This is a genomic window from Serpens gallinarum, assembly GCF_014836765.1.
Classification (GTDB): domain Bacteria; phylum Pseudomonadota; class Gammaproteobacteria; order Pseudomonadales; family Pseudomonadaceae; genus Serpens; species Serpens gallinarum.
The window spans coordinates 72,640-93,833 of sequence record NZ_JACSQG010000011.1 but is presented as its reverse complement, the minus strand read 5'-3'; the positions used below and the strand labels follow the sequence as shown (position 1 = coordinate 93,833).

General features: G+C 62.2%; 19 protein-coding genes and 1 pseudogene. 5 read left to right on the top strand and 15 right to left on the bottom strand.

Annotation, left to right across the window (positions count from 1 at the left end; genetic code table 11):
• Position 1: 1 nt before the first annotated feature.
• The 5 genes from H9642_RS16080 to azu form a co-directional block, all read right to left on the bottom strand.
• Positions 2–916 carry an ABC transporter permease subunit gene (locus H9642_RS16080; RefSeq protein WP_251837479.1) on the bottom strand — a complete coding sequence of 305 codons (915 nt, stop codon included), beginning with the start codon at positions 914–916 and terminating at the stop codon, positions 2–4.
• A gap of 197 nt (positions 917–1,113) precedes the next feature.
• On the bottom strand, positions 1,114–2,238 hold the full coding sequence (locus H9642_RS16075) for a branched-chain amino acid ABC transporter substrate-binding protein (protein WP_251837478.1): 1,125 nt from the start codon (positions 2,236–2,238) through the stop codon (positions 1,114–1,116).
• A gap of 283 nt (positions 2,239–2,521) precedes the next feature.
• The gene (gene amaA / locus H9642_RS16070) at positions 2,522–3,805 is read right to left on the bottom strand and encodes an L-pipecolate oxidase (protein ID WP_251837477.1); all 1,284 of its coding nucleotides are present in this window, start codon (positions 3,803–3,805) and stop codon (positions 2,522–2,524) included.
• Between the two features lie 12 nt (positions 3,806–3,817).
• Positions 3,818–5,308: an L-piperidine-6-carboxylate dehydrogenase gene (gene amaB / locus H9642_RS16065; protein ID WP_286010378.1), complete on the bottom strand. Its 1,491-nt coding sequence runs from the start codon at positions 5,306–5,308 to the stop codon at positions 3,818–3,820.
• 135 nt (positions 5,309–5,443) lie between these two features.
• Complete coding sequence (azu, locus tag H9642_RS16060; RefSeq protein WP_251837476.1) at positions 5,444–5,893, bottom strand: azurin; 450 nt, start codon at positions 5,891–5,893, stop codon at positions 5,444–5,446.
• 319 nt (positions 5,894–6,212) lie between these two features.
• On the opposite strand from azu, the gene H9642_RS16055 reads away from it, so the two are divergent.
• From H9642_RS16055 to H9642_RS16040, 4 genes are all read left to right on the top strand, one after another.
• Complete coding sequence (locus H9642_RS16055; protein ID WP_251837475.1) at positions 6,213–6,800, top strand: cytokinin riboside 5'-monophosphate phosphoribohydrolase; 588 nt, start codon at positions 6,213–6,215, stop codon at positions 6,798–6,800.
• Positions 6,801–6,894: 94 nt separating this feature from the next.
• Positions 6,895–7,911, top strand: a complete 1,017-nt coding sequence (locus H9642_RS16050) for a DUF5924 family protein (RefSeq protein ID WP_251837474.1) — start codon at positions 6,895–6,897, stop codon at positions 7,909–7,911.
• 90 nt (positions 7,912–8,001) lie between these two features.
• Positions 8,002–8,346 (top strand): DUF6152 family protein, encoded by a 345-nt coding sequence (locus tag H9642_RS16045; protein WP_251837473.1) that lies wholly within the window; start codon positions 8,002–8,004, stop codon positions 8,344–8,346.
• Complete coding sequence (locus H9642_RS16040; protein ID WP_251837472.1) at positions 8,346–8,822, top strand: DUF6644 family protein; 477 nt, start codon at positions 8,346–8,348, stop codon at positions 8,820–8,822. The genes H9642_RS16045 and H9642_RS16040 overlap by 1 nt, the downstream gene beginning before the upstream one ends.
• A gap of 569 nt (positions 8,823–9,391) precedes the next feature.
• Here the strand turns inward: H9642_RS16040 and H9642_RS16035 are convergent.
• Positions 9,392–11,698: a YgiQ family radical SAM protein gene (locus H9642_RS16035; protein WP_251837471.1), complete on the bottom strand. Its 2,307-nt coding sequence runs from the start codon at positions 11,696–11,698 to the stop codon at positions 9,392–9,394.
• A gap of 153 nt (positions 11,699–11,851) precedes the next feature.
• On the bottom strand, positions 11,852–12,925 hold the full coding sequence (gene alr / locus H9642_RS16030; protein ID WP_251837470.1) for an alanine racemase: 1,074 nt from the start codon (positions 12,923–12,925) through the stop codon (positions 11,852–11,854).
• Between the two features lie 25 nt (positions 12,926–12,950).
• On the opposite strand from alr, the gene H9642_RS16025 reads away from it, so the two are divergent.
• Positions 12,951–13,157 (top strand): hypothetical protein, encoded by a 207-nt coding sequence (locus tag H9642_RS16025; RefSeq protein ID WP_251837500.1) that lies wholly within the window; start codon positions 12,951–12,953, stop codon positions 13,155–13,157.
• A 29-nt stretch (positions 13,158–13,186) separates the two neighbouring features.
• Here the strand turns inward: H9642_RS16025 and dnaB are convergent, their stop codons facing one another.
• The 8 genes and pseudogenes from dnaB to rnr all read right to left on the bottom strand — a co-directional run.
• Positions 13,187–14,581 (bottom strand): replicative DNA helicase, encoded by a 1,395-nt coding sequence (gene dnaB / locus H9642_RS16020; RefSeq protein WP_251837469.1) that lies wholly within the window; start codon positions 14,579–14,581, stop codon positions 13,187–13,189.
• 110 nt (positions 14,582–14,691) lie between these two features.
• Positions 14,692–15,138, bottom strand: coding sequence for a 50S ribosomal protein L9 (gene rplI / locus H9642_RS16015; protein WP_251837468.1), 447 nt, complete (start codon positions 15,136–15,138; stop codon positions 14,692–14,694).
• Positions 15,139–15,152: 14 nt separating this feature from the next.
• Positions 15,153–16,049 carry a hypothetical protein gene (locus tag H9642_RS16010; RefSeq protein WP_251837467.1) on the bottom strand — a complete coding sequence of 299 codons (897 nt, stop codon included), beginning with the start codon at positions 16,047–16,049 and terminating at the stop codon, positions 15,153–15,155.
• Between the two features lie 36 nt (positions 16,050–16,085).
• Positions 16,086–16,316: a 30S ribosomal protein S18 gene (gene rpsR / locus H9642_RS16005; RefSeq protein WP_251837466.1), complete on the bottom strand. Its 231-nt coding sequence runs from the start codon at positions 16,314–16,316 to the stop codon at positions 16,086–16,088.
• A 28-nt stretch (positions 16,317–16,344) separates the two neighbouring features.
• Complete coding sequence (gene rpsF / locus H9642_RS16000; RefSeq protein ID WP_251837465.1) at positions 16,345–16,770, bottom strand: 30S ribosomal protein S6; 426 nt, start codon at positions 16,768–16,770, stop codon at positions 16,345–16,347.
• Positions 16,771–16,889: 119 nt separating this feature from the next.
• On the bottom strand, positions 16,890–17,276 hold the full coding sequence (locus H9642_RS15995; RefSeq protein WP_251837464.1) for a response regulator: 387 nt from the start codon (positions 17,274–17,276) through the stop codon (positions 16,890–16,892).
• 17 nt (positions 17,277–17,293) lie between these two features.
• Positions 17,294–18,049: a 23S rRNA (guanosine(2251)-2'-O)-methyltransferase RlmB gene (gene rlmB / locus H9642_RS15990; RefSeq protein WP_251837463.1), complete on the bottom strand. Its 756-nt coding sequence runs from the start codon at positions 18,047–18,049 to the stop codon at positions 17,294–17,296.
• Positions 18,050–18,558: 509 nt separating this feature from the next.
• A pseudogene (gene rnr / locus H9642_RS15985) lies at positions 18,559–20,982 on the bottom strand (ribonuclease R); the annotation flags it as partial.
• Positions 20,983–21,194: the final 212 nt, after the last annotated feature.

Genomic DNA, 21,194 nt, shown 5'->3' with positions numbered 1-21,194 from the left:
GTCACACCTTGGCAACCTGGGGACGACCCAGGAGTCCTTGCGGGCGGAAGATCAGGATCAGCACCAGTAGCGAGAAGCTGAACACGTCCTTGTAATCGGTGTTGACCATGCCGGAGAACTGCGCCTCGGCAACGCCGAGAATCAGCCCGCCGAGCATCGCCCCGGGCAGCGAGCCGATGCCGCCCAGCACCGCGGCCGTGAACGCCTTGATGCCGATGATGAAGCCGGCATAGAAGTCGAACGTGCCATAGTTGAGGGTAATTAGCACACCCGCCAGCGCAGCCATCGAAGCGCCGATGACGAACACGTAGGAAATCACCCGGTCGGTGTTGATGCCCAGGATCGAGGCCATCTTGCGGTCCTGCTGGGTGGCCCGGCACATGCGACCCAGACGGGTGCGATGGATGATCCAGGTCAGCACCGCCATGCCGACAAAGGCGGCGATAAGAATGAATACCTTGGTGTATGTGAGCTGCACGAAGCCCTCACCGATGTTCAGTTTCAGCGCTCCATCAAGCAAGGTCGGCACACCCTGCTGGCGGGCGCCCTGGCTGATCTGAACGTAGTTCTGCAGGATCAGCGACATGCCGATGGCACTGATCAGTGGAGCCAGGCGGGTTGAGTTGCGTAACGGCCGGTAGGCGATGCGCTCGATCACCCAGCCGTACACCCCGGTGATGAAGATGGTGAACAACAAGGTGCCAAGGATCAGCAGCGGGAACGACTCCAGCCCGAAGAACGTCAGCAGGGCCAGGGCGATGGCCGCCAGGTAGGCGCTGATCATGTACACCTCGCCGTGGGCGAAGTTGATCATGCCGATGATGCCGTACACCATGGTGTAGCCAATGGCGATCAAGCCATAGACCGACCCCAGCGTCAGGCCGTTGATCATTTGCTGCAGGAAAATGCCGTCCATGTCTGTATCTCTTCTAAACGGGCGGGGCCGTGACGACGACCGCTGCCCTCCGGATCTCGGACAGGTACTGCCGAACCCACGCCCGCCCTCCCGGCCGGCGTGGTGCTCGCCACATGACTGCGGCGTGCGATACGCATTCAGCAGTGCCCGGGAACATCCCGTTCATGCCAAGGCATGAACGGGGCAGGCGTTCTGCATCATTGCTGTTGTTGATACTTCCCTTGGTCGTCCCACTCGTAAACCACGTAGTCGGAGACCTTGAGATCGCCTTTCTCGTCGAACTCCTTCTTGCCCATCACCGTCTGCACCGGATTGGCGTGCAGCCATTCGGCGGCCTTGGCCGGGTCGTTCACCCCGGCGCCGTTGAAGGCCGCAGCGATCACCTGCAAAGTCGCGTAGGAATACAGCGTGTAGCCCTCCGGCTCAAAACCGCCGGCGCGGAACTTCTCGATTACCGCCTGGCCATCGGGAATTCGCCGCGGGTCAGCGCCAAAGGTCATTAACACGCCTTTGGTGTATTGCGGCCCGCCCGCAGTGGTGACCAGTTCGTCGGTAACAATGCCGTCGCCAGACAGGAATTTGGCGTTCAGCCCCTGCTCGCGCATCTGCCGCACCAGCGGTCCGGCTTCCGGGTGCAGGCCGCCGAAATACACCACTTCGGCACCGGTGGAACGCAGCTTGGTCACCAGCGCGTTGAAGTCCTTCTCGCCCCGGGTCAAGCCCTCATAGAGCACCTCCTTGACGCCGCGCTTGGCCAGTTGTGCGCGGGTGGCATCGGCCAGACCCTGGCCGTAGGTGTCCTTGTCGTGAAGGATCGCCACCTTGCTGGCCTTCAGTGTGTCGACGATGTAATCGCCGGCGACGATGCCTTGCTGATCATCCCGTCCACACATGCGGAACACAGCTGGCATGCCGCGCTCGGTGAATTGCGGGTTGGTCGAGCCCGGCGTTACCATGAGGATGCCGGCTTCGTCGTACACCTCTGATGCCGGAATACTCGATGAAGAACAGAAATGGCCGACCACAGCGATAGCCTTGTCCTGGTCGACCAGCCGGTTGGCCACCGACACCGCCTGCTTGGGCTCACAGGCATCGTCGGCCTTGACCAGCCTGATCTTCTCGCCGTTGATGCCGCCTGCGGCATTGAGATCTTCTGCTGCCTGAGTCGCACCGCGCCAGTATTGCTCGCCAAACGAAGCATTGGCCCCGGTATGCGGACCGGCAACGCCGATAACCACGTCTGCTTGTGCGAACGAAGAAACACCCAGCGCGACGCTGATCGCGAGGGTCAGAAAGCCTTTTCTGTAAGTCTTCTGCGCCATGGATTGCTGCTCCTGAAGTGGAAGTGCTGTGTTGTAGTTGAGCAAGTGACGTGCAGTGATTCCTCGCGCGACCTGAAAAAACGACTCCGACGCGCCCATCCCTTTCGCTCTTTCTTATTCGAATCAACCGCTTGCCTGATCTTCCGGCCACCCTGGACGTTTTGAGACAGGGGCTTGTCCGGCTTTTCACCCGCTTCTTCACGATAGACGGCAGGCGAAAAGCTGCACACACAGGCGCACAGTTTTTGCCCAATCCTGTAAAAATTCCGGACACTCCGCGTCTTCAGATCACGACGCGCAAGCATTGTCCGAGGTGGTAGAGAGTGAAGCCGCTTTCATACAGGCAACTGCGCACGCGTGGGGCGGACACCGCCGGCAGGGCGCTGAAGGGCAGCGGCAGCGCCTGGGGATCGCCGTGGAGCAGATACTCGGCGAAGGCCTTGCCGACCAGGCTGCCGGTGGTGATGCCGCGACCGTTGTAGCCCGTCACCGCCAGCAAACCGGGCGCGGGCTCGAACACGCGCAGCAGGTGTTCCGGTGTGAACGCAATGCGCCCACTCCAGGTGTACTGCCATTCGACCCGGCCCAGCCGGGGAAAGTAATGCCGCTGAATGCGTTCGGCCCAGCGACGCAGGAACCAGGCCGGCTTGTTGCTGCCATTGCCAAGGCTGCCGAGCAACAAGCGGCCTTCGGCATCGCGCCGAACGCTGCTGAGTACCTGGCGGGTGTCCCAGGCGCCTTCGCCGTTGGGTAGAATGGCGTCGGCAGACGTGCTGCTCAGTGGCTGCGAGGCGACCTGATAGTAATAGCCGGCGAAGAATTCCCGGCGCAGCGCGCACCAATCACCTTCGGTGTAGGCGTTCGAGGCGATGACAACCTGGGGCGCCAGTACCGCACCTTCAGCCGTGCGCACGCACCAGCCATCGCCTTGGCGCTGCAGCTCGATTACCGGCGACTCCTCGTATAACCCACCGCCCATCCGCTGTACTGCATCGGCCAATCCGCGGGTGTAGGCCAGCGGATTGAGCGTTCCGGCACGGTGATCGAGCAGCGCCATGCTGATCCTCGACGTACCGCACAAGGCCTGGCAGTCAGCGCCGTGCAACAACTCCACGGGGGCGCCCCGCCGTCGCCATTGCCCATGGCGCAACTGCAGCTCCGCCGCGCCACCGGCATTATGGGCCATGTGCAGGGTGCCGGCGCGGCGTAGCTGGCAGTCGATGCCGTAGCGTTCGATCAATGCGAAGACCAACGCCGGCGCGGCGCCCAGCGCCTGGTTGAGACGTGCGCCGAGATCCATGCCGAGGCGCTCCTCGACGTCATCCGGGGCAATCCAGGTACCGGCATTGACCAGCCCGACATTGCGCCCCGAGCCGCCATGGCCGATGCGCTGCGCTTCCAACAGACACACCCGTTGCCCGCTCTCGAGCAGGTGCAACGCCGTGGACAGGCCGCTGATGCCGGCGCCGATCACGCAGACATCGGCACGCACCTCGCGTTGTAATACCGGCATGCGGGCACGCTCCGGCAACAGCTGATCCCACAGGCAGCGTTCGATCAGTGCCATGTGCAGCTCCCCTCAGTCGAAGACGATGCCTTGGGCCAGCGGCAGCTCGCGGGAATAATTCACTGTATTGGTTTGCCTGCGCATGTACGCTTTCCAGGCGTCCGAGCCGGATTCGCGGCCACCGCCGGTGTCTTTCTCGCCGCCAAAGGCGCCGCCGATTTCCGCACCACTGGGGCCAATGTTGATGTTGGCGATACCGCAGTCGCTGCCTGTGGCGGACATGAACGTCTCCGCCTCGCGCACATCGTTGCTGAACAAGCAGGAGGACAGTCCTTGGGACACGCCGTTGTTCAGCACTACGGCCTCGGCAAAGTCCCGGTAGCCGAGCACATAGAGAATTGGCGCGAAGGTTTCCCGACACACCACTGCGCTTTGCGCCGGCATCTCGACGATGGCCGGTGTCACGTACCAGGCCTCGGGAAATTCTTCAGCCAGACACCGCTCGCCGCCGAACACCACGCCACCCTCATCGCGCGCCTGTCGCAAGGCGGCCTGCATGGCTTCGTAAGCAGCTTTGTCGATCAGCGGTCCCACCAGATTGCCGTGCAGCGGATGGCCGATGCGGATGGCCCTGTAGGCGGATTTAAGTCGGGCGATGACTTCCTCCCGCACAGCGTCGTGGACGATCAAGCGGCGCAACGAGGTGCAGCGCTGGCCGGCGGTGCCCACTGCGCTGAAGAGGATGGCGCGCACCGCCAGGTCCAGGTCCGCCGATGGAGTGAGGATCATGGCGTTGTTACCACCCAATTCGAGAATGCTGCGCGCAAAGCGTGCCGCAACCTTAGGCGCCAGTTCGCGGCCCATGCGCGTGCTGCCAGTGGCGCTGACCAGCGCCACCCGTGGATCGTCGGCCAGCGCTTCGCCGACGGCGCGCCCGCCCAGACAGACCTGGCTGAGGTGCGCCGGCGCCTCGGGAAACTCCGCCTGCACGCGCTCGAACAGCGCCTGGCAGGCCAACGCGGTCAGCGGGGTTTTCTCCGACGGTTTCCACACCACCGGATTGCCGCACACCAGCGCCGGCGCGGTGTTCCACGCCCACACCGCCACTGGAAAATTGAAGGCGCTGATCACTGCCACCACGCCGAGCGGGTGCCAGGTTTCGCGCATGTGATGGCCGGGACGCTCGGAGGCGATGGTCAGTCCGTACAGCTGGCGCGACAGGCCCACGGCGAAGTCGCAGATATCGATCATCTCCTGCACTTCACCCAAGCCTTCCGCCTGGATCTTGCCGGTTTCCCAGCTCACCAGCTCTCCGAGCTCGGCCTTGTGCTGACGCAACACATCGCCAAAACGGCGCACCAGTTCACCACGGCGTGGCGCCGGAACCTGGCACCACGCCTGAAACGCCTCGGCGGCGCGGGCGACACTGGCAGCCACTTCGTCACGCTCGAGCAGCCGCACGCGGCCGATGCACTCCCCATTGATGGGGCTATGTACGGGATGATCGCCTTGTTGATACTCCGTTGACGAAACCCCGAGACCCTCAAGCACGCGACTGACCATATGCACTTCCCCTTATGCGGTGACCGTTATGCCCGGCTATCAGTAATAGCCGAACCCACAGCGAGCGTTGGAACAGATCCCCTGCACACGAAAAAGGCCGCGTCGAAACGCGGCCTCGGGGCACAAGCCGAATTGTCAGTCGACCAGAGTGACGGTGCCTTTCATCAGGGCCATATGGCCAGGGAACGAGCAGAAGAACATGTACTTCTCGTCAGCCTTGAGCTGGGCGACATCGAAGGTGACCGAGTCGCTCTCGCCGCCGCCAATCAGCTTGGTGTGGGCGAGGATGCGCGGGTCATCGGCTTTCACATAATCATTGGCCAGCCCAGCGGAAATCCCTTCGCTGGCCACCGGATTCATATCAGCCTCAGTGGTAAGCACCCAGTTATGACCCATGACGTTTTTCGCCATGGTGCCGGTATGCTTGAGGTTGACGGTAAAGTCGGTGCAGCTCTTGCTGATTTCGATGGCATTGGTGCTGTAGGTCATTTGGTCGGTGGAGTCGATATCCACCGAGCACTCAGCCGCCCACAGGGGCGCGCTAAATATGGACAGCAGGGATAAGACAGCGAGTTGACGGATCATGGAGCCTCCTGAGGGAAAGTGCGCAGACGCCACAGGGGTAGACTGCCGTGTCTCAGGCCGGTTCCGATCGGCCGTTCACACGCATCAAGGCAGGGTGTCAATCGACGCCATGCAGAGTTTCAACCAGCCTCGTCACCCCGCGAGGTTTAGCATGCGCGTGTGAAATCCATGTCAGGAGAGACGCCATGCCCTTCAATGAACTGCTAAAAAGCCTACTGGCCGCCTATGCCGAAGGCGCCTGCGGACGAGAGTGATCTCACCGATAGCTACGCAACGCGTCCCCCGCTACTCTGTGGTCGAATTTTCCACGGAGTGTCCCATGTCCCTGCGTTCCATTTGCGTGTTCTGCGGTGCCAGCACCGGCACCAATTCCATCTACCGTGAGGCGGCCGAGCAGCTGGGCCGCGAGCTCGCTGCACGCGGCATTAGCCTGGTCTACGGCGGTGGCGCGGTCGGCCTGATGGGCGTGGTCGCCGACGCGGCGATGGCGGCCGGCGGCGAAGTAATCGGCATCATTCCCCAGAGCCTGCAGACCTCTGAAATCGGCCACAGCGGCCTGACCCGCCTGGAAGTGGTGGACGGCATGCACGCCCGCAAGGCGCGTATGGCCGAGCTGTCCGATGCCTTCATCGCCCTGCCCGGCGGGCTCGGCACACTGGAAGAGCTGTTCGAGGTGTGGACCTGGGGCCAGCTTGGTTACCACGCCAAGCCCCTGGGGCTGCTGGAAGTGAACGGCTTCTACGCCAAGCTCAGCGGTTTTCTCGATCATCTGGTGACCGAAGGCTTCGTCCGCCCGCCGCACCGTGCCATGTTGCAGCGCAGCGAATCGCCGGCCGCACTGCTGGAGCTACTGGCCGCCTGGCAGCCCACCCAGCCGAAATGGCAGGACGAGCAACAGCCCAGCTGAACGTAACGGCAGAAAGCAACTTTTCCACCTGTTGCGGGTCTGCCCGAAACGGGCGGCAGCCTCGCTGCCGCACTTCTTTTTTCGATGACGCACCATGACCCGCTGGCAAGACTCCCTGAATCCCGCAGTCGAATGGGTCACCACCTTCCTGCGTCGTTACCCCGGGCTGGTGGCCCTGTTCGGCTTCGTGTCCGGGCTGGCCAGTTTCCTGCTGGTCGACCGCCAGGCCGGACTGGCCAAGGTGATCGCTGCAGTGATGCTGGTCAGCTGGATCTGGCTGGTGCTCGGCCACAGCCTGCGCGCCTGGCTGGAACGCCGCTTCGGCTTGCGCTTGCCACCGCCAGTGCTGCACTACGCAACGCAGATGATCCACCAGGAAAGCCTGTTTTTCATCCTGCCGTTTTTTGCCATCACCACCACCTGGAACAGCGGCCAGGCGGTGTTCACCAGCCTGCTCGGCGCAGCCGCGCTGGTGTCGATCATCGACCCGCTGTATTACCGCCAATTGGCGCCCCGGCGTTGGGTCTACCTGGCGTTTCACAGCCTGACGCTGTTTGCGGTGCTGCTTACCGCCCTGCCGATCATCCTGCAATTGAGCACGCCACAAAGTTACCGCTGGGCGCTGGGGATTGCCCTGGCGCTGGCATTTCCCAGTCTCGCCGCGCTCTCCCCCGGCGGCTGGCGACGCTGGCTGATCGCCCCGTTGCTGCTCATCACTCTGGCTGGCGTGGGCTGGCTGGCTCGCCTGTGGGTGCCGCCCGCCACGCTGTGGCTGACCGAAGTCGCCATCAGCCAGCAGCTGCAGGAACGTACGCCAAGCCAGCGCCTGCGCCAGCTCAGTGTTGCCCAGCTGCAGGCTGACGGCCTGTACGCCTACACCGCGATCAACGCGCCGCGTGGGTTGGCCGAAGGTATCCAGCATATCTGGCGGCACAATGGCCGCGAGGTGGACCGCATCGCGCTGAACATCCAGGGCGGACGCCAGGCCGGCTACCGGGCATGGACCCACAAGCGCAACTTCCCCCCCGAGCCGCAGGGCAACTGGCAAGTGCAGGTAGTGACCGAAGCCGGTCAATTAATCGGCGTGCTGCGCTTCAACGTGGTGGATTAACGGCCCCGCTACCGAGCATCGCCGCAGCAGGCCGTCGGTGGACAAAGCACCTATGGTTTCCGTGCTTCTTGCCCATACGGAGACCGCATCATGTTCCGGATATTCATGCTGGCCTTGGTTCTGATCGGCGCCCCACCGGCTCTGGCCCACCATGGTTGGAGCAGCTACGACAGCGAACAACCACTGAGGCTGGAGACCGAGATTATCGAGGTGCATTACCGCAACCCTCACGCCGAACTGGTTATCGAACATGCAGGCCAGCAGTGGCGAGTGATTCTGGCGCCGATATCGCGCCTGAACACACGCGGCCTACCGGAATCGGACCTGCAAGTCGGCCAACAGATAATTCTGGAAGGCTATCCACGTAAGGATGGCAGCGCCGAATTGCGCGCCGAGCGAATCACTGTCAACGACCGAACCGTCGAGCTGCGCTGATGGGAGCGGCGCAGCTCGCCGCCGCACTGGAGGGCACCGCGCTCGGTGTGATGATGCGCGAGTCTGACTGGCTCTACCCAGTCGTTAACCTGCTGCATCTGCTGGGTCTGGTCTTGCTACTCGGCGCCATGCTTTTTCTGGATCTGCGCTTGCTCGGCCTGGCCCCCCGCGTGCCACTGGGCTTGCTCGCCCCCTGGCTGACCGGTTTCGCCGTGAGCGGCCTGCTGATACAGCTTGCCAGCGGCCTGGCCCTGTTCGCCGCCGACGCCATGGCATTGATCGGCAACCGGCTGTTGCAGATCAAATTGCTCCTGGTGCTGTTCGGCATCGGCAATGCCGGGCTGTTTCGCTGGCGATTTTCGCGAGTTTTACCGAAATGGGAGATCGTGCCGCTGCCGGCCAGGATGCAGGCGGGCTTGTCGCTGTGCGCGTGGCTGTCGGTAATGGCAGCCGGGCGGCTACTCGCGTATTTCTAAGCCCCAAGATAGGCTCCGTATGGAAAGTTTTGCGCCCGGTGATGCTGCGTTTAAAACATCTCTATCACCATGAAAACTGCTTTTTTTTCCGGCCTGTGCCTTGCCTGACCTTCGCTCGATGACTCTCCGTACAGGCCTGTTGTCGTTTCATTGCATTGAGTAAAAAAACACCACTCTGGGCTACACCAGTAGCCATGCTGTTCCCAGCACTCTTTCACCTGCTTGCCCACAGAGTTATACACAGCATCTGGGGAAAAGCGGACCCGCTGCCAAGAGCGCCACACGCACCGAAGTGACTGTTTTTTAGGTGCATTTGCAATAAACAAGGCCATCAGGGCCACTAGCGCAGATCCCACAACCCTCGCAATTCGTGAAGTTATTCACAGACATGCAAGCTCAGTCGTTATGGCCATTGCTGCACATAAAAAGTGGCAGCGGGGATGCGAGCGTGCGCCTCACTTTTGAGGTTGTGCACGGCGGCGCTGCGGCCCGAGGTCGGGCCTGATATCAGTGAGGAATAGCGGCTCGTCGCGAAGGAGGCGCAGTGGGCCGGAACACTGGGTGCAACCTCAGCGCGGCGCCACCGGACGCTGAGGTTTGCCGCCCTTGCCACCTTTGCCGGCAGCGGGCTTTACCGATTGGCTACGCTCGGCCTTCTTGCGGGCTTCGGCAGCGGCCTTGGCCTGCTCGCGCTTGTCCCACGGATTGCCGTCCTGGCTGCGCGGTGGCAAACCGGTGTGCTGGGTGAGCAGCGGTCTGGTCTGGCGATTGCCAGCCACCTTCTTGCTGCCGGCCGGCGTGGAGTTCTTGCGCCGTGCGCTCTGGTACTCATCGCCCGCAGGCTGATGCACCGGGATCAGTTGGTGCTTGCCACTGCCGATCAGGTCGGCGCGCCCCATGCGCTTGAGCGCCTCGCGCAGCATCGGCCAGCCCTTCGGGTCGTGGTAGCGCAGGAATGCCTTGTGCAGGCGACGCTGCTCCTCGCTCTTGACGATGACCACCCCTTCGCTCTTGTAAGTGACCTTACGCAGCGGGTTTTTACCGGTGTGGTACATCGCCGTAGCACTGGCCATCGGCGAGGGATAAAACGCCTGCACCTGATCGGCGCGAAAGCCGTTGGCCTTGAGCCACAGGGCCAGGTTCATCATGTCTTCGTCGGTGGTGCCCGGGTGGGCGGCGATGAAGTACGGAATCAGATACTGCTCCTTGCCCGCCTCCTTGGAGTACTTCTCGAACATCCGCTTGAACTTGTCGTAGTTGCCGATGCCCGGCTTCATCATCTTGTCCAGCGGGCCTTGCTCGGTGTGCTCCGGGGCAATCTTCAGGTAACCGCCAACGTGGTGGGTCACCAGTTCCTTGACGTATTCGGGCGATTCCACCGCGAGGTCGTAACGCAGACCCGAGGCAATGAGAATCTTCTTCACCCCTGGCAGTGCGCGGGCCTTGCGATACAGTTCGATCAGCGAACTGTGATCGGTGTTGAGGTTCTCGCAGATCCCCGGGTAGACGCACGACGGCTTGCGGCAGTGTTTCTCGATCTCGTAGCTCTTGCACGCCATGCGATACATGTTGGCAGTCGGCCCGCCCAGGTCGGAGACCACGCCGGTAAAGCCCGGCATGCCCCGCATCGCCTCGATCTCGTTGAGGATCGATTCGTGGGAACGGTTCTGCATGATGCGCCCCTCATGCTCGGTGATCGAGCAGAAGGTGCAGCCGCCAAAACAGCCACGCATGATGTTCACTGAGAAGCGAATCATCTCGTAGGCGGGCACCTTGGCGCCGCCGTACGCCGGGTGTGGCACGCGCGCATAGGGCGCGGCGAACACGTAGTCCATTTCCTCGGTGGTCAGCGGAATCGGCGGTGGGTTCAGCCAGATGTCCTGGCCGTCGTGCTTCTGCACCAGCGCACGGGCGTTACCCGGATTGGTCTCCAGGTGCAGCACACGGTTGGCGTGGGCATACAGCACCGGATCGTTGCGCACCTTCTCGAAGGATGGCAGGCGAATCACTGTACGGTCGCGCTCAAGCTTGGGGTGTGGCAACAGCTCGACGACCTTGGCCTCGTTGGGATCATCGGGGGCCTGCTTGCCGTTTTCCAGCGCGCAGGCTTCCAGTTCCTGAGTGTTCACGTAAGGGTTGATGATCTGGTCAATCTTGCCTGGCCGGTCGACGCGGGTCGAATCGATCTCGAACCAGCCCTCAGGCGCATCCTTGCGGATAAACGCGGTGCCGCGCACATTGGTGATGGTCTCGATCTTCTCGCCATAGGCCAGGCGCTGCGCGACTTCGACAATCGCGCGCTCGGCATTGCCGTACAGCAGGATGTCGGCGGTAGCGTCCATCAGGATTGAACGACGCACCTTGTCCGACCAATAGTCGTAATGGGCGATGCGGCGCAGCGACGCCTCGATGCCACCGAGAATGACCGGCACATGGCTGTACGCTTCCTTGCAGCGCTGGCTGTAGACCAGGCTGGCGCGGTCCGGGCGACTGCCAGCAAGGCCACCGGCGGTGTAGGCATCGTCGGAGCGCATTTTGCGGTCGGCGGTGTAGCGGTTGATCATCGAGTCCATGTTGCCGGCGGCGATGCCATAGAACAGGTTGGGCTCGCCCAGCTTCATGAAGTCGTCTTTGCTGCGCCAGTCCGGCTGGGCAATGATGCCGACGCGATAGCCTTGAGCTTCCAGCAGACGGCCAATGATCGCCATGCCGAACGACGGATGGTCGACGTAGGCGTCTCCAGTAACAATGATCACATCACAGCTGTCCCAGCCGAGCTGATCCATCTCTTCCCGGCTCATTGGCAGGAAGGGTGCAGGACCGAAACACTCGGCCCAGTACTTGGGATAGTCGAACAGGGGTTTGACAGCGGTCATGGCGGAGAACCAGCAGGTTATGCAAAAAGGGCGCGGAATATAGCACAAAACATGGCCAAATCCGACGCTTCAGGTCGGATTTGGCGGCTCCTCCCGCCTCAACACTCTAAGGCGAGCACGCTGCTTGCTTACCCTCTCCCGGAGGGCGCGGCGTTATTGATAACGACGTGGCACGCGGGCGGTGACCCGGGTCAGCAACTCGTAGCCAATGGTGCCGCAGGCGCTGGCCAGCTCGTCGACCGACACATTCGCGCCCCACAACTCCACCTCATCGCCGATCCGCGCCTCGGGCACGTCGGTCAAATCAATGGCCAGCATGTCCATCGACACGCGACCGGCCAGCGGCACGCGGTGACCGCGCACCAGCACTGGCGTGCCGGACGGCGCTTGGCGCGGATAGCCGTCGGCATAGCCACAGCATACGGTGCCGATACGCGAGGGCCGTTCTGCCACCCAACTAGCGCCGTAGCCGACGCTATCGCCAACGGGCACTTCGTGCACGGCGATAATTTTCGCAGTCAGGGTCATGACCGGTTTCAGCCCCAACTCTGCAGCGGAGCGCTCGGCGAATGGCGAGGCGCCGTACAGCATGATGCCCGGCCGTATCCAGTCCATGTGCGCAGGCGCCAGGCTGAGGACCGCTGCTGAATTGGCCAGGGCGCGATGATCAAAAGCCACGTCCTGCAAACCCAGGCACACCTCCAGCTGCTCTCCGGTCAATGCGTGCTGATGCTCGTCGGCGCAGGCGAAGTGGCTGATCAGGTTGACCTCAGCGACCTGGGGGGCGCCGCGCAGACGTTCGGCCCAATGGCGGACCTGGGCTTCCTCGAAGCCCAGGCGATGCATGCCGCTGTCCAGCTTCAGCCAGACATTCACCGGTCGCGCCAGCCGGGCCGACAGCAAGCGCTCGGCCTGCTCGACACCCTGCACTGCGACATCAAGCCCCAGTTCGGCGGCACTCTGATCATCCTCAGCATCGAAGCAGCCTTCGAGCAGCAGAATCCGTGCCGCCGGCGCCTGCTCGCGCACCACCCTCGCCTCCTCCACGCTGCACACGGCGAAGCCATCCGCGTCATCACGCAGGGCTGCAACCACCGCCGCAGCGCCATGGCCGTAGGCATTGGCCTTGACCACGGCAAAGGCTCGCCGTCCCGGCGCGCAGCGCTTGGCCAAGGCATAGTTGTGACGAATGGCGGCCAGATCGACCGAGGCAATGAGAGGACGCATGGCAAACCCTGTAAAGCGATAACGGATGGCGCAAGCTTACGCTGCAAGCTGCAAGCTGCAAGCTGCAAGCTGCAAGCTGCAAGCTGCAAGCTGCAAGCAAGCAAGCAAGCAAGCAAGCAAGCAAGCAAGCAAGCAAGCAAGCAAGCAAGCAAGCAAGCAAGCAAGCAAGCGAATCAGTGCGCGCTGTCGCAAAGCAGGCGTCAAGTTTTTTGCGCTTTTACTTGAAGCTTGAAGCTTGAAGCTTATGGCTTGAGGCTGCCCTTAATCGTCATCAAATTGATAACTGCCGGGGGCGAGGTTCTCGAAGCGCGAGTACTTGCCCATGAAAGCCAGGCGCGTGGTGCCAATGGGGCCGTTACGCTGTTTGCCGATGATGATTTCGGCAACGCCCTTGTACTCGGTTTCGGGGTGATACACCTCGTCGCGGTAGACGAACATGATGATGTCGGCGTCCTGCTCGATGGCGCCGGATTCACGCAAGTCGGAGTTCACCGGACGCTTGTTCGGGCGCTGTTCCAGCGAGCGGTTGAGCTGTGACAGGGCCACCACCGGGCAGTTGAATTCCTTGGCCAGGGCCTTGAGCGAGCGGGAGATTTCCGAAATTTCGTTGACCCGGTTGTCGCCACTGGAGCCCGGGATTCGCATCAGCTGCAGGTAGTCGACCATGATCATGCCGATCTCGCCGTGCTCGCGGGCCAGGCGGCGGCTGCGCGCACGCATTTCCGAGGGCGAGATGCCGGCGGTGTCGTCGATGAACAGCTTGCGGTCGTTGAGCAGGTTGACCGCCGAGGTCAGGCGCGGCCAGTCATCGTCGTCCAGCTTGCCGGTACGTACCTTGGTCTGGTCGATGCGGCCCAGCGAGGCGAGCATACGAATCACCAGGGAGTCGGCGGGCATTTCCAGCGAATAGACGAGAATCGCCTTGTCGCTGCGCAGCAGAGCATTTTCCACCATGTTCATGGCGAAGGTGGTCTTACCCATCGACGGACGCCCGGCGACGATCACCAGGTCGGCTGGCTGCAGGCCGCTGGTTTGCGCATCGAGGTCGGTAAAGCCGGTGGTGATGCCGGTGATCGCATCCGGGCTGTTGAACAGCGTGTCGATGCGGTCGATGGCCTTGGTGAGAATCTCGTTGACGCCGATCGGGCCGCCGGTCTTGGGCCGCGCCTCGGCAATCTGGAAAATCAGCCGCTCGGCCTCGTCGAGGATTTCCTCGCCGGTGCGGCCTTGCGGTGCATAGGCACTATCGGCGATCTCGCTGCTGATGCTGATCAGCTTGCGCAGCGTGGCACGCTCACGAATGATCCCGGCATAGGCCTTGATGTTGGCAACCGAGGGGGTGTTCTTAGCCAGCTCGCCAAGGTAGGCCAGCCCGCCCACTTGGGTAAGGTGCCCTTCGTTTTCCAATTGCTCGGACAAGGTCACCACGTCGAACGGCTGGTTGCGCTCAGCCAGGGTGTGGATGGCACGGAAGATCAGGCGATGGTCGTGGCGGTAGAAATCGCCATCGGACACCTGATCAAGCACGCGCTCCCAGGCGTCGTTGTCCAGCATCAGACCACCCAGCACAGCCTGCTCGGCCTCGATGGAATGGGGCGGCACCTTGAGTGCGGCGGTTTCCAGGTCGTACTGCTGCGGGGCACTAATGTCGTTCATGGCTCTCGGAATTTTTTAACGTCAGAAAAAACAAAGGGCACGTTCCGCTTGCGCGAAACGTGCCCGATGTTACGCGTCCGGCACCCAAGGCGCCAAACGCAATCGTCGGCTTAGCCGCCGATTACGACCAGTCGGACCGAAGCTTCGACGTCGGTGTGCAGGTGCACAGCCACGTCGTATTCGCCGGTCTGACGGATGGTGCCGTTCGGCAGGCGGACTTCAGCCTTGGCCACTTCAACGCCGGAGGCGGTCAGGGCGTCAGCGATGTCGGCGGTGCCGATGGAGCCGAACAGTTTGCCTTCATCGCCCGCGGTGGCGGTGATGGTGACTTCCAGTTCGTTCAGCTGAGCAGCGCGAGCTTCGGCCGAAGCCTTCTTCTCGGCAGCCAGTTTTTCCAGCTCGGCGCGACGGGCTTCGAACGTGGCAACGTTCTCGGCGGTCGCCGCGGTAGCCTTGCCTTGCGGCAGCAGGTAGTTACGGCCGTAACCGGAACGTACATTCACCTTGTCGCCCAGGTTGCCCAAGTTGGCGATTTTTTCCAGCAGGATGACTTCCATTTGAGTCTTACCTCTTAACTTTTTTCACCGTTCGCAGGTCCCGCACCGTTGTTACGGGACGGGCGACCGCGAAAATCAAACAGGCTGTCGACAATGGCCAAGACCACCAGCAACGGATAGATAAACTGCATGAACAGCACCAGCGTGACATACAGACCGACCAGCCAGAAACGCCCTAGGCGCCCCTTGGCCACCAGTCCGTGCATCAGCGCCACTCCGGCAAACACCAGCGGCACACTGCACAGCGGTGCCAGCATGGCCATCGGCGCGCCCAGGCTCGGCCCAAGCAGCATCACGGCCATCAGCGCCAACGCCAGTACCGGCGGCAGACGCACCGCGCGGAACTCACTGGCAAAGCCACCGGGGTTGTACAGCGCCGCCTGCCAATAACGCCCGAGCAACAGGCACAGCAGGGTGACGATCTGCAGCAACGCCGCCATCAGGCCGGTCAATACCGGCATCATCAGGCTGTGCAAGCTGGCCTGTTCCTCTGCGGACATCTGCTGGTAAATCCCCTCGAGCATCTGCGGCATGAGCTTCTGCAACTCCGCCACCATGGCCTCGATCGGCGCGCTGAACAGCGTGCTGAGGACTACCGCATACATCAGGCCCAGCGGCACACTGGCCAGCAACACCCGCGTCCAGGAGACTCGGACGCGCAGAACCAACGCCAGGCTCAGCGTGCCGGCCAGCACCAACAGGGTGCGCGGCTCGCCGAACCACCACCAGCCAATGGCCGGCAGCAAGGCCCAGACAATGATCCCCAGGGCATCATTCAGCCCGCGACGCATCAGTATCAGACTGGCCGCGGCGGCACTCAGCCAGAACAGCATCGGCACCATCGCCGCACCCACCACCACAAAGATGGCCTGTGCGCGACCGCGCATGATGAAGTCAGCCAGAGCGCGCATGCGTTCTATCCCTTACGTTTGTCGACAAACCCGATTTCAGCGGCCGTGGCCGTCGGTGTAGGGCAGCAGGGCCAGGTAGCGGGCGCGCTTGATAGCGGTGGCCAACTGACGCTGGTACTTGGCTTTGGTGCCGGTGATACGGCTCGGTACGATCTTGCCGGTTTCGGAGATGTACGCCTTCAGGGTGTTGAGATCCTTGAAGTCGATCTCTTTCACGCCTTCGGCGGTGAAACGGCAGAACTTACGACGACGGAAGAAACGTGCCATAAAAGTGGCTCCTCAATAGATCCGAAAATTACTCGTCAGCGTTGTCGCTGTTATCGCTGCTGTCACTGTCGTCGCCTTCGGCGCCATCAGTGGACTCAGGGCGATCACGACGCTCACGGCGCTCGCTGCGGTTTTCTTCAGCCTTGAGCATTTCGGACTGTTCGGTGACGGCTTCGTCGCGACGGATGATCAGGTTGCGGATCACGGCATCGTTGTAACGGAAGCTGTCTTCCAGTTCGGCCAGGGCTTTGCCGCTGCATTCCACGTTGAGCAGAATGTAGTGAGCCTTATGCACATCATCGATGGCGTAAGCCAGCTGACGACGGCCCCAGTCTTCCAGGCGGTGAATCTTGCCGCCGTCTTCTTCGATGAGCTTGGTGTAGCGCTCGACCATGCCGCCGACCTGCTCACTCTGGTCCGGGTGAACCAGGAAGATAATTTCGTAATGACGCATAAATGCTCCTTACGGGTTGTAGCCTGCCGCCAGGGCGGTCAGGCAAGGAGTGAATGTCTGTTTTGGTCTTGCCGCGACGACGACAGGCGAGGCCTGCCCTTGCGACAAGGGGCGACATTCTAGAGAAGGGGCATCGGGGGCGCAAGGCGAACTGGCGATTGTTTAGCCAGCTCATCAAGCAGTGCGGACAGCTGTGCCAGGTCGTAGGGCTTGGGCAACAGACGCGCCATCCCCAGGCCCTCGCGGGTAAGGTCAAGCGCATGTCCGGAGGCCAGCACCAGGTGCATACCCGAGTATTCGTCACGCACTTGGCGCGCCAGCTCGAGCCCTGAGCGCCCTCCCAACCCCACGTCGCTAAGCAATACCTGGAAGGCGTTCGCACGCAGCAACTGCTCGGCGGCCTCGGCCGATTCGCAGGCGTGGGCATGATGACCCAGCGCCTCGATGGCCTCGCACGCCAGCAGACGCAAGGTCGAATCGTCTTCAACCAGCAAGACATGCAGCACCGCAGGCCCTGCCCCCATTAGCGCGAAATGGTCCTGCTGCCACGCTGGCGTACCGCCTCGAAGAGGCAGACGCCGGTGGCCACGGACACGTTCAGGCTGCTGACGCTGCCAGCCATCGGCAACTTGACCAGAAAATCGCAGTGCTCGCGGGTCAGCCGTCGCATGCCTTTGCCTTCCGCACCCATGACCAGCACTGTGGGGCCGGTCATGTCCTGCTGATACAACTCCTGTTCAGCCTCGCCAGCGGTGCCAACGATCCACAGACCTTTTTGCTGCAGCTTTTCCAGCGTGCGCGCCAAGTTGGTCACTGCCACCAGCGGAATCACTTCGGCAGCGCCGCAGGCGACCTTGCGTACCGTGGCATTGAGTGTCGCCGACTTGTCCTTGGGTACGATCACTGCGTGCGCACCCGCCGCGTCGGCGGTGCGCAAGCAGGCGCCCAGGTTGTGCGGATCGGTGACGCCATCCAGCACCAGCAGCAAGGCTGGCCCTTCGGCACGGTCAAGCAATTCGTCGAGCATGTTTTCGCCCCACACTTGGCTCGGGCTGACATCAGCCACGACGCCCTGGTGGACGCCTTCGGCCCACTCGTCGAGCTCACGCCGCTCACGCGTACCAACGCTGACCCGCGCCTCGCGCGCCAATTCGACCAGCGCCTGGACACGCGGATCCTGTCGACCCTCTGCCAACCACAGTTGCTTGACCCGCTTGGGGTGATGGCGCAACAACGCCTCCACCGCATGCACACCGTATATCTTTTCCAGATCGCTCATGGTTATTGCGCCTCAGGCTTATGCGGACCTGCCCCCTCGCCTTTGGGCGCCTTGGGCTTGGCCGGCCCCTTGCGATGCTTACTGGCCGCTTTTTTTACCAGGCTGGCCTTGGCGGACTTTTGTTTCCCCTCGCCCTCGGCAGACGTGCGTGGACGCTTGGCTTCTTTTTCCAGCGTTGCTTTCGTTTCGCGGCTTTTGCTCGCGCCGGGATTGCCCAGTTGCTCCACCTCGGCAATTTCCAGCTCCGTTGCCGACAAGGCCTGCACCTTGCCCACCTTGCGTCGAGTCAGCAGCGCCGGTTTTTCCTTGGCCGGCTTGCGGGCCAGAAAATCCGAGTCCAGCGTCACGGTGTCCTTGGCTGCTGTACGCTTGCCGCGCCCGCCAGCACTCAACAGCGCCGGTTTCTCCACCTGACTGACAACGCCAGGGATCGCCTTGCGCTTGCGTGGCAGCACTTCCGGCTCGGGATCAGGCCACTCGTACTCAGGCTCGGGGCGCGTAACCCGCAGCGGTTTCTCGCGCACCGGTTCAGCCTTGGGCTTTTTCGGCTGACGCTGCGGTGCTTCACGGGCAGGCTTTTTCGGCGGCTCGGCAACCGGCTTGGCACGTTCCGTGGCGCGCGCGGGTTTATCCGCCGCCCCCTTGCGGCTTGGCTTATCGGCCGTCTCACCTTTACGGGCAGGTTTGCCAGCCGAGAGCGGATTTTCCGCCAGCTCGAAATCGATCTTGCGTTCATCCAGATCGACCCGTGCCACCAGCACCTTCACCGGATCACCCAGGCGGAAGCTGCGACCACTGCGCTCACCGGCCAGGCGCTGATGCAGCGGATCGAAGTGGTAATAGTCGCCTGGCAGCGCGGTGACGTGCACCAGCCCCTCGACGTAGATGTCGGTGAGCTCGACGAAGAGGCCAAAGCCGGTCACGGCGGTGATCACACCAGGGAAGGTCTCGCCGACGCGCTCACGCATGAATTCGCACTTGAGCCAGTTGACCACATCACGGGTCGCCTCGTCGGCGCGCCGTTCGGTCATTGAGCACTGCACGCCCAGCTGCTCCAGCGCGGCTTCGTCGTAGGGATAAATTCGGGCTTTGACCACGGCACCAGCGCCGGCACGCACCACGTGGGGAGTGTCGCGCCTCGAGCGGATCACACTGCGAATGGCACGGTGCACCAGCAGATCCGGGTAGCGGCGAATCGGCGAAGTGAAGTGGGTATAGGCCTCATAGTTGAGGCCGAAATGACCAGCGTTCTCGGCACTGTAGACCGCCTGGCTCAGTGAACGCAGCATCATGGTCTGGATCAGCTGGAAATCCGGCCGGTCATGCACCGCCTCGAGCAGGCGCAGATAATCTTTGGGCGTCGGATCGCCCTTGCCACGATAGAGCGTCAGGCCCAGCTCGCCCAAGAAGCCTTTGAGCTTCTCGAGTTTTTCTGGGGGCGGCGTGTCGTGCACGCGGTACAGCGCGGGGACTTCGTGCTTGAGCAGGAAGGCGGCAGTGGCCACGTTGGCGCACAGCATGCACTCCTCGATCAGGCGGTGTGCATCGTTGCGCTGAGTCGGACGGATCTCGACGATCTTGCGGTCCGCGCCGAAGACAATGCGCGTTTCCTGGGTTTCGAAGTCGATTGCACCCCGCACGTTGCGTGCCTTGAGTAATACCCGAAACAGCTTATGCAACTGCTGCAGGTGTGGCACGACCTCGGGAATCTGCTGGCGCAGCTGCTCGGCCTCGGCGCTGTCCGGCTGCTCCAGCAAGGCACTGACCTTGTCATAGGTCAGGCGGGCATGGGAGTTGATCACCCCCTCGCAGAACTGGTAATCCGTCATCTTGCCGGTGCGTGACAGCTCAATCATGCAGACCATCGCCAGACGGTCGACATTCGGATTGAGCGAGCACAACCCGTTGGACAAGGCCTCCGGCAGCATCGGCACGACCTGCTCGGGAAAATACACTGAGTTGCCGCGCTGGCTGGCTTCTTCATCCAGTGCCGAGCCGACCTTTACATAGAAGGACACGTCGGCAATCGCCACATACAGACGCCAGCCGCCACCCTTTATCGGCTCGGCAAACACCGCATCATCGAAGTCGCGCGCATCTTCACCGTCGATGGTGACGAACGGCAAATGACGCAGATCAACGCGCTTCTCTTTATCCTTCTCTGCCACATCTGGCTTGAGTTTGCCGGCTTCTTTAACAACCTCGTCGGGCCAGACGTGGGGAATATCGTAGCTGCGCAGCGCCACTTCGATTTCCATGCCCGGCGCCATGTATTCGCCCAGCACCTCGACCACTTCGCCTTGCGCCTGGCGAAAGCCACTGGGCCACTGCTCAATGCGCACCTGGACGAACTGTCCATGTTGGGCCTGCCCTTGCTTGCCGGGCGGAATGAGGATTTCCTGCTGAATCTTCGGATTATCCGCCACCACGCAGGCGATGCCGCTCTCATCGAAGAAGCGGCCAACCAGCGTCTCGTGGGCGCGCTCGACGACTTCCGCCACAGCGCCCTCGCGACGTCCGCGCCGGTCAAAGCCGGCCACCCGTGCCAGCACCTTGTCGCCATCAAAGACCAGGCGCATCTGCGCCGGACTGAGAAACAGGTCGTCACTGCCGTCATCGGGGATCAGAAAACCGAAGCCGTCACGATGCCCACTGACGCGCCCGCGAATCAAATCCAGTTTATCCACCGGGGCATAAGCGCCACGCCGGGTGTAGACAAGCTGGCCGTCGCGCTCCATGGCGCGCAGACGGCGACGCAGCGCCTCGAGCTGCTCGTCGGTGGTCAGCCCGAACTCATCGACCAATTGCTCGCGGCTTGCCGGAGCGCCACGCTCATCGAGCCGTAGCAGAATCAGCTCACGGCTGGGAATGGGGTTATCGTATTTTTCCGCCTCGCGGGCGGCCTCGGGATCGAGGGATTGCCAATCGGCCATTAAGCGAAGTCACCTGTATATAAAAGGGGCAGGACCGCCCTGTTGCTATTGAAGCGCGAAATGCTGTCCGACGGCAGCCTTCCCTGAACAATTATTTTCACCATCAGGGGTTTACAAGCCAAATGCTCAACCGTATAGTTCGCGCCCACAACGTTGCAGAGACGTTGTAACACGGAAATAAGTAAGTATCATTGTTTCCCGTGCCCAGGTGG

Excerpts from the sequence above, each read along its gene's own strand:
- azu (WP_251837476.1), bottom strand. The coding sequence starts at position 5,893 with ATGATCCGTCAACTCGCTGTCTTATCCCTGCTGTCCATATTTAGCGCG.
- H9642_RS16040 (WP_251837472.1), top strand. The coding sequence starts at position 8,346 with ATGGGAGCGGCGCAGCTCGCCGCCGCACTGGAGGGCACCGCGCTCGGT.
- rplI (WP_251837468.1), bottom strand. The coding sequence starts at position 15,138 with ATGGAAGTCATCCTGCTGGAAAAAATCGCCAACTTGGGCAACCTGGGC.
- H9642_RS16055 (WP_251837475.1), top strand. The coding sequence starts at position 6,213 with ATGTCCCTGCGTTCCATTTGCGTGTTCTGCGGTGCCAGCACCGGCACC.
- H9642_RS16080 (WP_251837479.1), bottom strand. The coding sequence starts at position 916 with ATGGACGGCATTTTCCTGCAGCAAATGATCAACGGCCTGACGCTGGGG.
- H9642_RS16025 (WP_251837500.1), top strand. The coding sequence starts at position 12,951 with ATGGCGCAAGCTTACGCTGCAAGCTGCAAGCTGCAAGCTGCAAGCTGC.
- alr (WP_251837470.1), bottom strand. The coding sequence starts at position 12,925 with ATGCGTCCTCTCATTGCCTCGGTCGATCTGGCCGCCATTCGTCACAAC.
- rlmB (WP_251837463.1), bottom strand. The coding sequence starts at position 18,049 with ATGAGCGATCTGGAAAAGATATACGGTGTGCATGCGGTGGAGGCGTTG.
- rpsR (WP_251837466.1), bottom strand. The coding sequence starts at position 16,316 with ATGGCACGTTTCTTCCGTCGTCGTAAGTTCTGCCGTTTCACCGCCGAA.
- rpsF (WP_251837465.1), bottom strand. The coding sequence starts at position 16,770 with ATGCGTCATTACGAAATTATCTTCCTGGTTCACCCGGACCAGAGTGAG.
- H9642_RS16050 (WP_251837474.1), top strand. The coding sequence starts at position 6,895 with ATGACCCGCTGGCAAGACTCCCTGAATCCCGCAGTCGAATGGGTCACC.
- H9642_RS16035 (WP_251837471.1), bottom strand. The coding sequence starts at position 11,698 with ATGACCGCTGTCAAACCCCTGTTCGACTATCCCAAGTACTGGGCCGAG.
- H9642_RS16010 (WP_251837467.1), bottom strand. The coding sequence starts at position 16,049 with ATGCGCGCTCTGGCTGACTTCATCATGCGCGGTCGCGCACAGGCCATC.
- H9642_RS16075 (WP_251837478.1), bottom strand. The coding sequence starts at position 2,238 with ATGGCGCAGAAGACTTACAGAAAAGGCTTTCTGACCCTCGCGATCAGC.
- dnaB (WP_251837469.1), bottom strand. The coding sequence starts at position 14,581 with ATGAACGACATTAGTGCCCCGCAGCAGTACGACCTGGAAACCGCCGCA.
- amaB (WP_286010378.1), bottom strand. The coding sequence starts at position 5,308 with ATGGTCAGTCGCGTGCTTGAGGGTCTCGGGGTTTCGTCAACGGAGTAT.
- amaA (WP_251837477.1), bottom strand. The coding sequence starts at position 3,805 with ATGGCACTGATCGAACGCTGCCTGTGGGATCAGCTGTTGCCGGAGCGT.
- H9642_RS16045 (WP_251837473.1), top strand. The coding sequence starts at position 8,002 with ATGTTCCGGATATTCATGCTGGCCTTGGTTCTGATCGGCGCCCCACCG.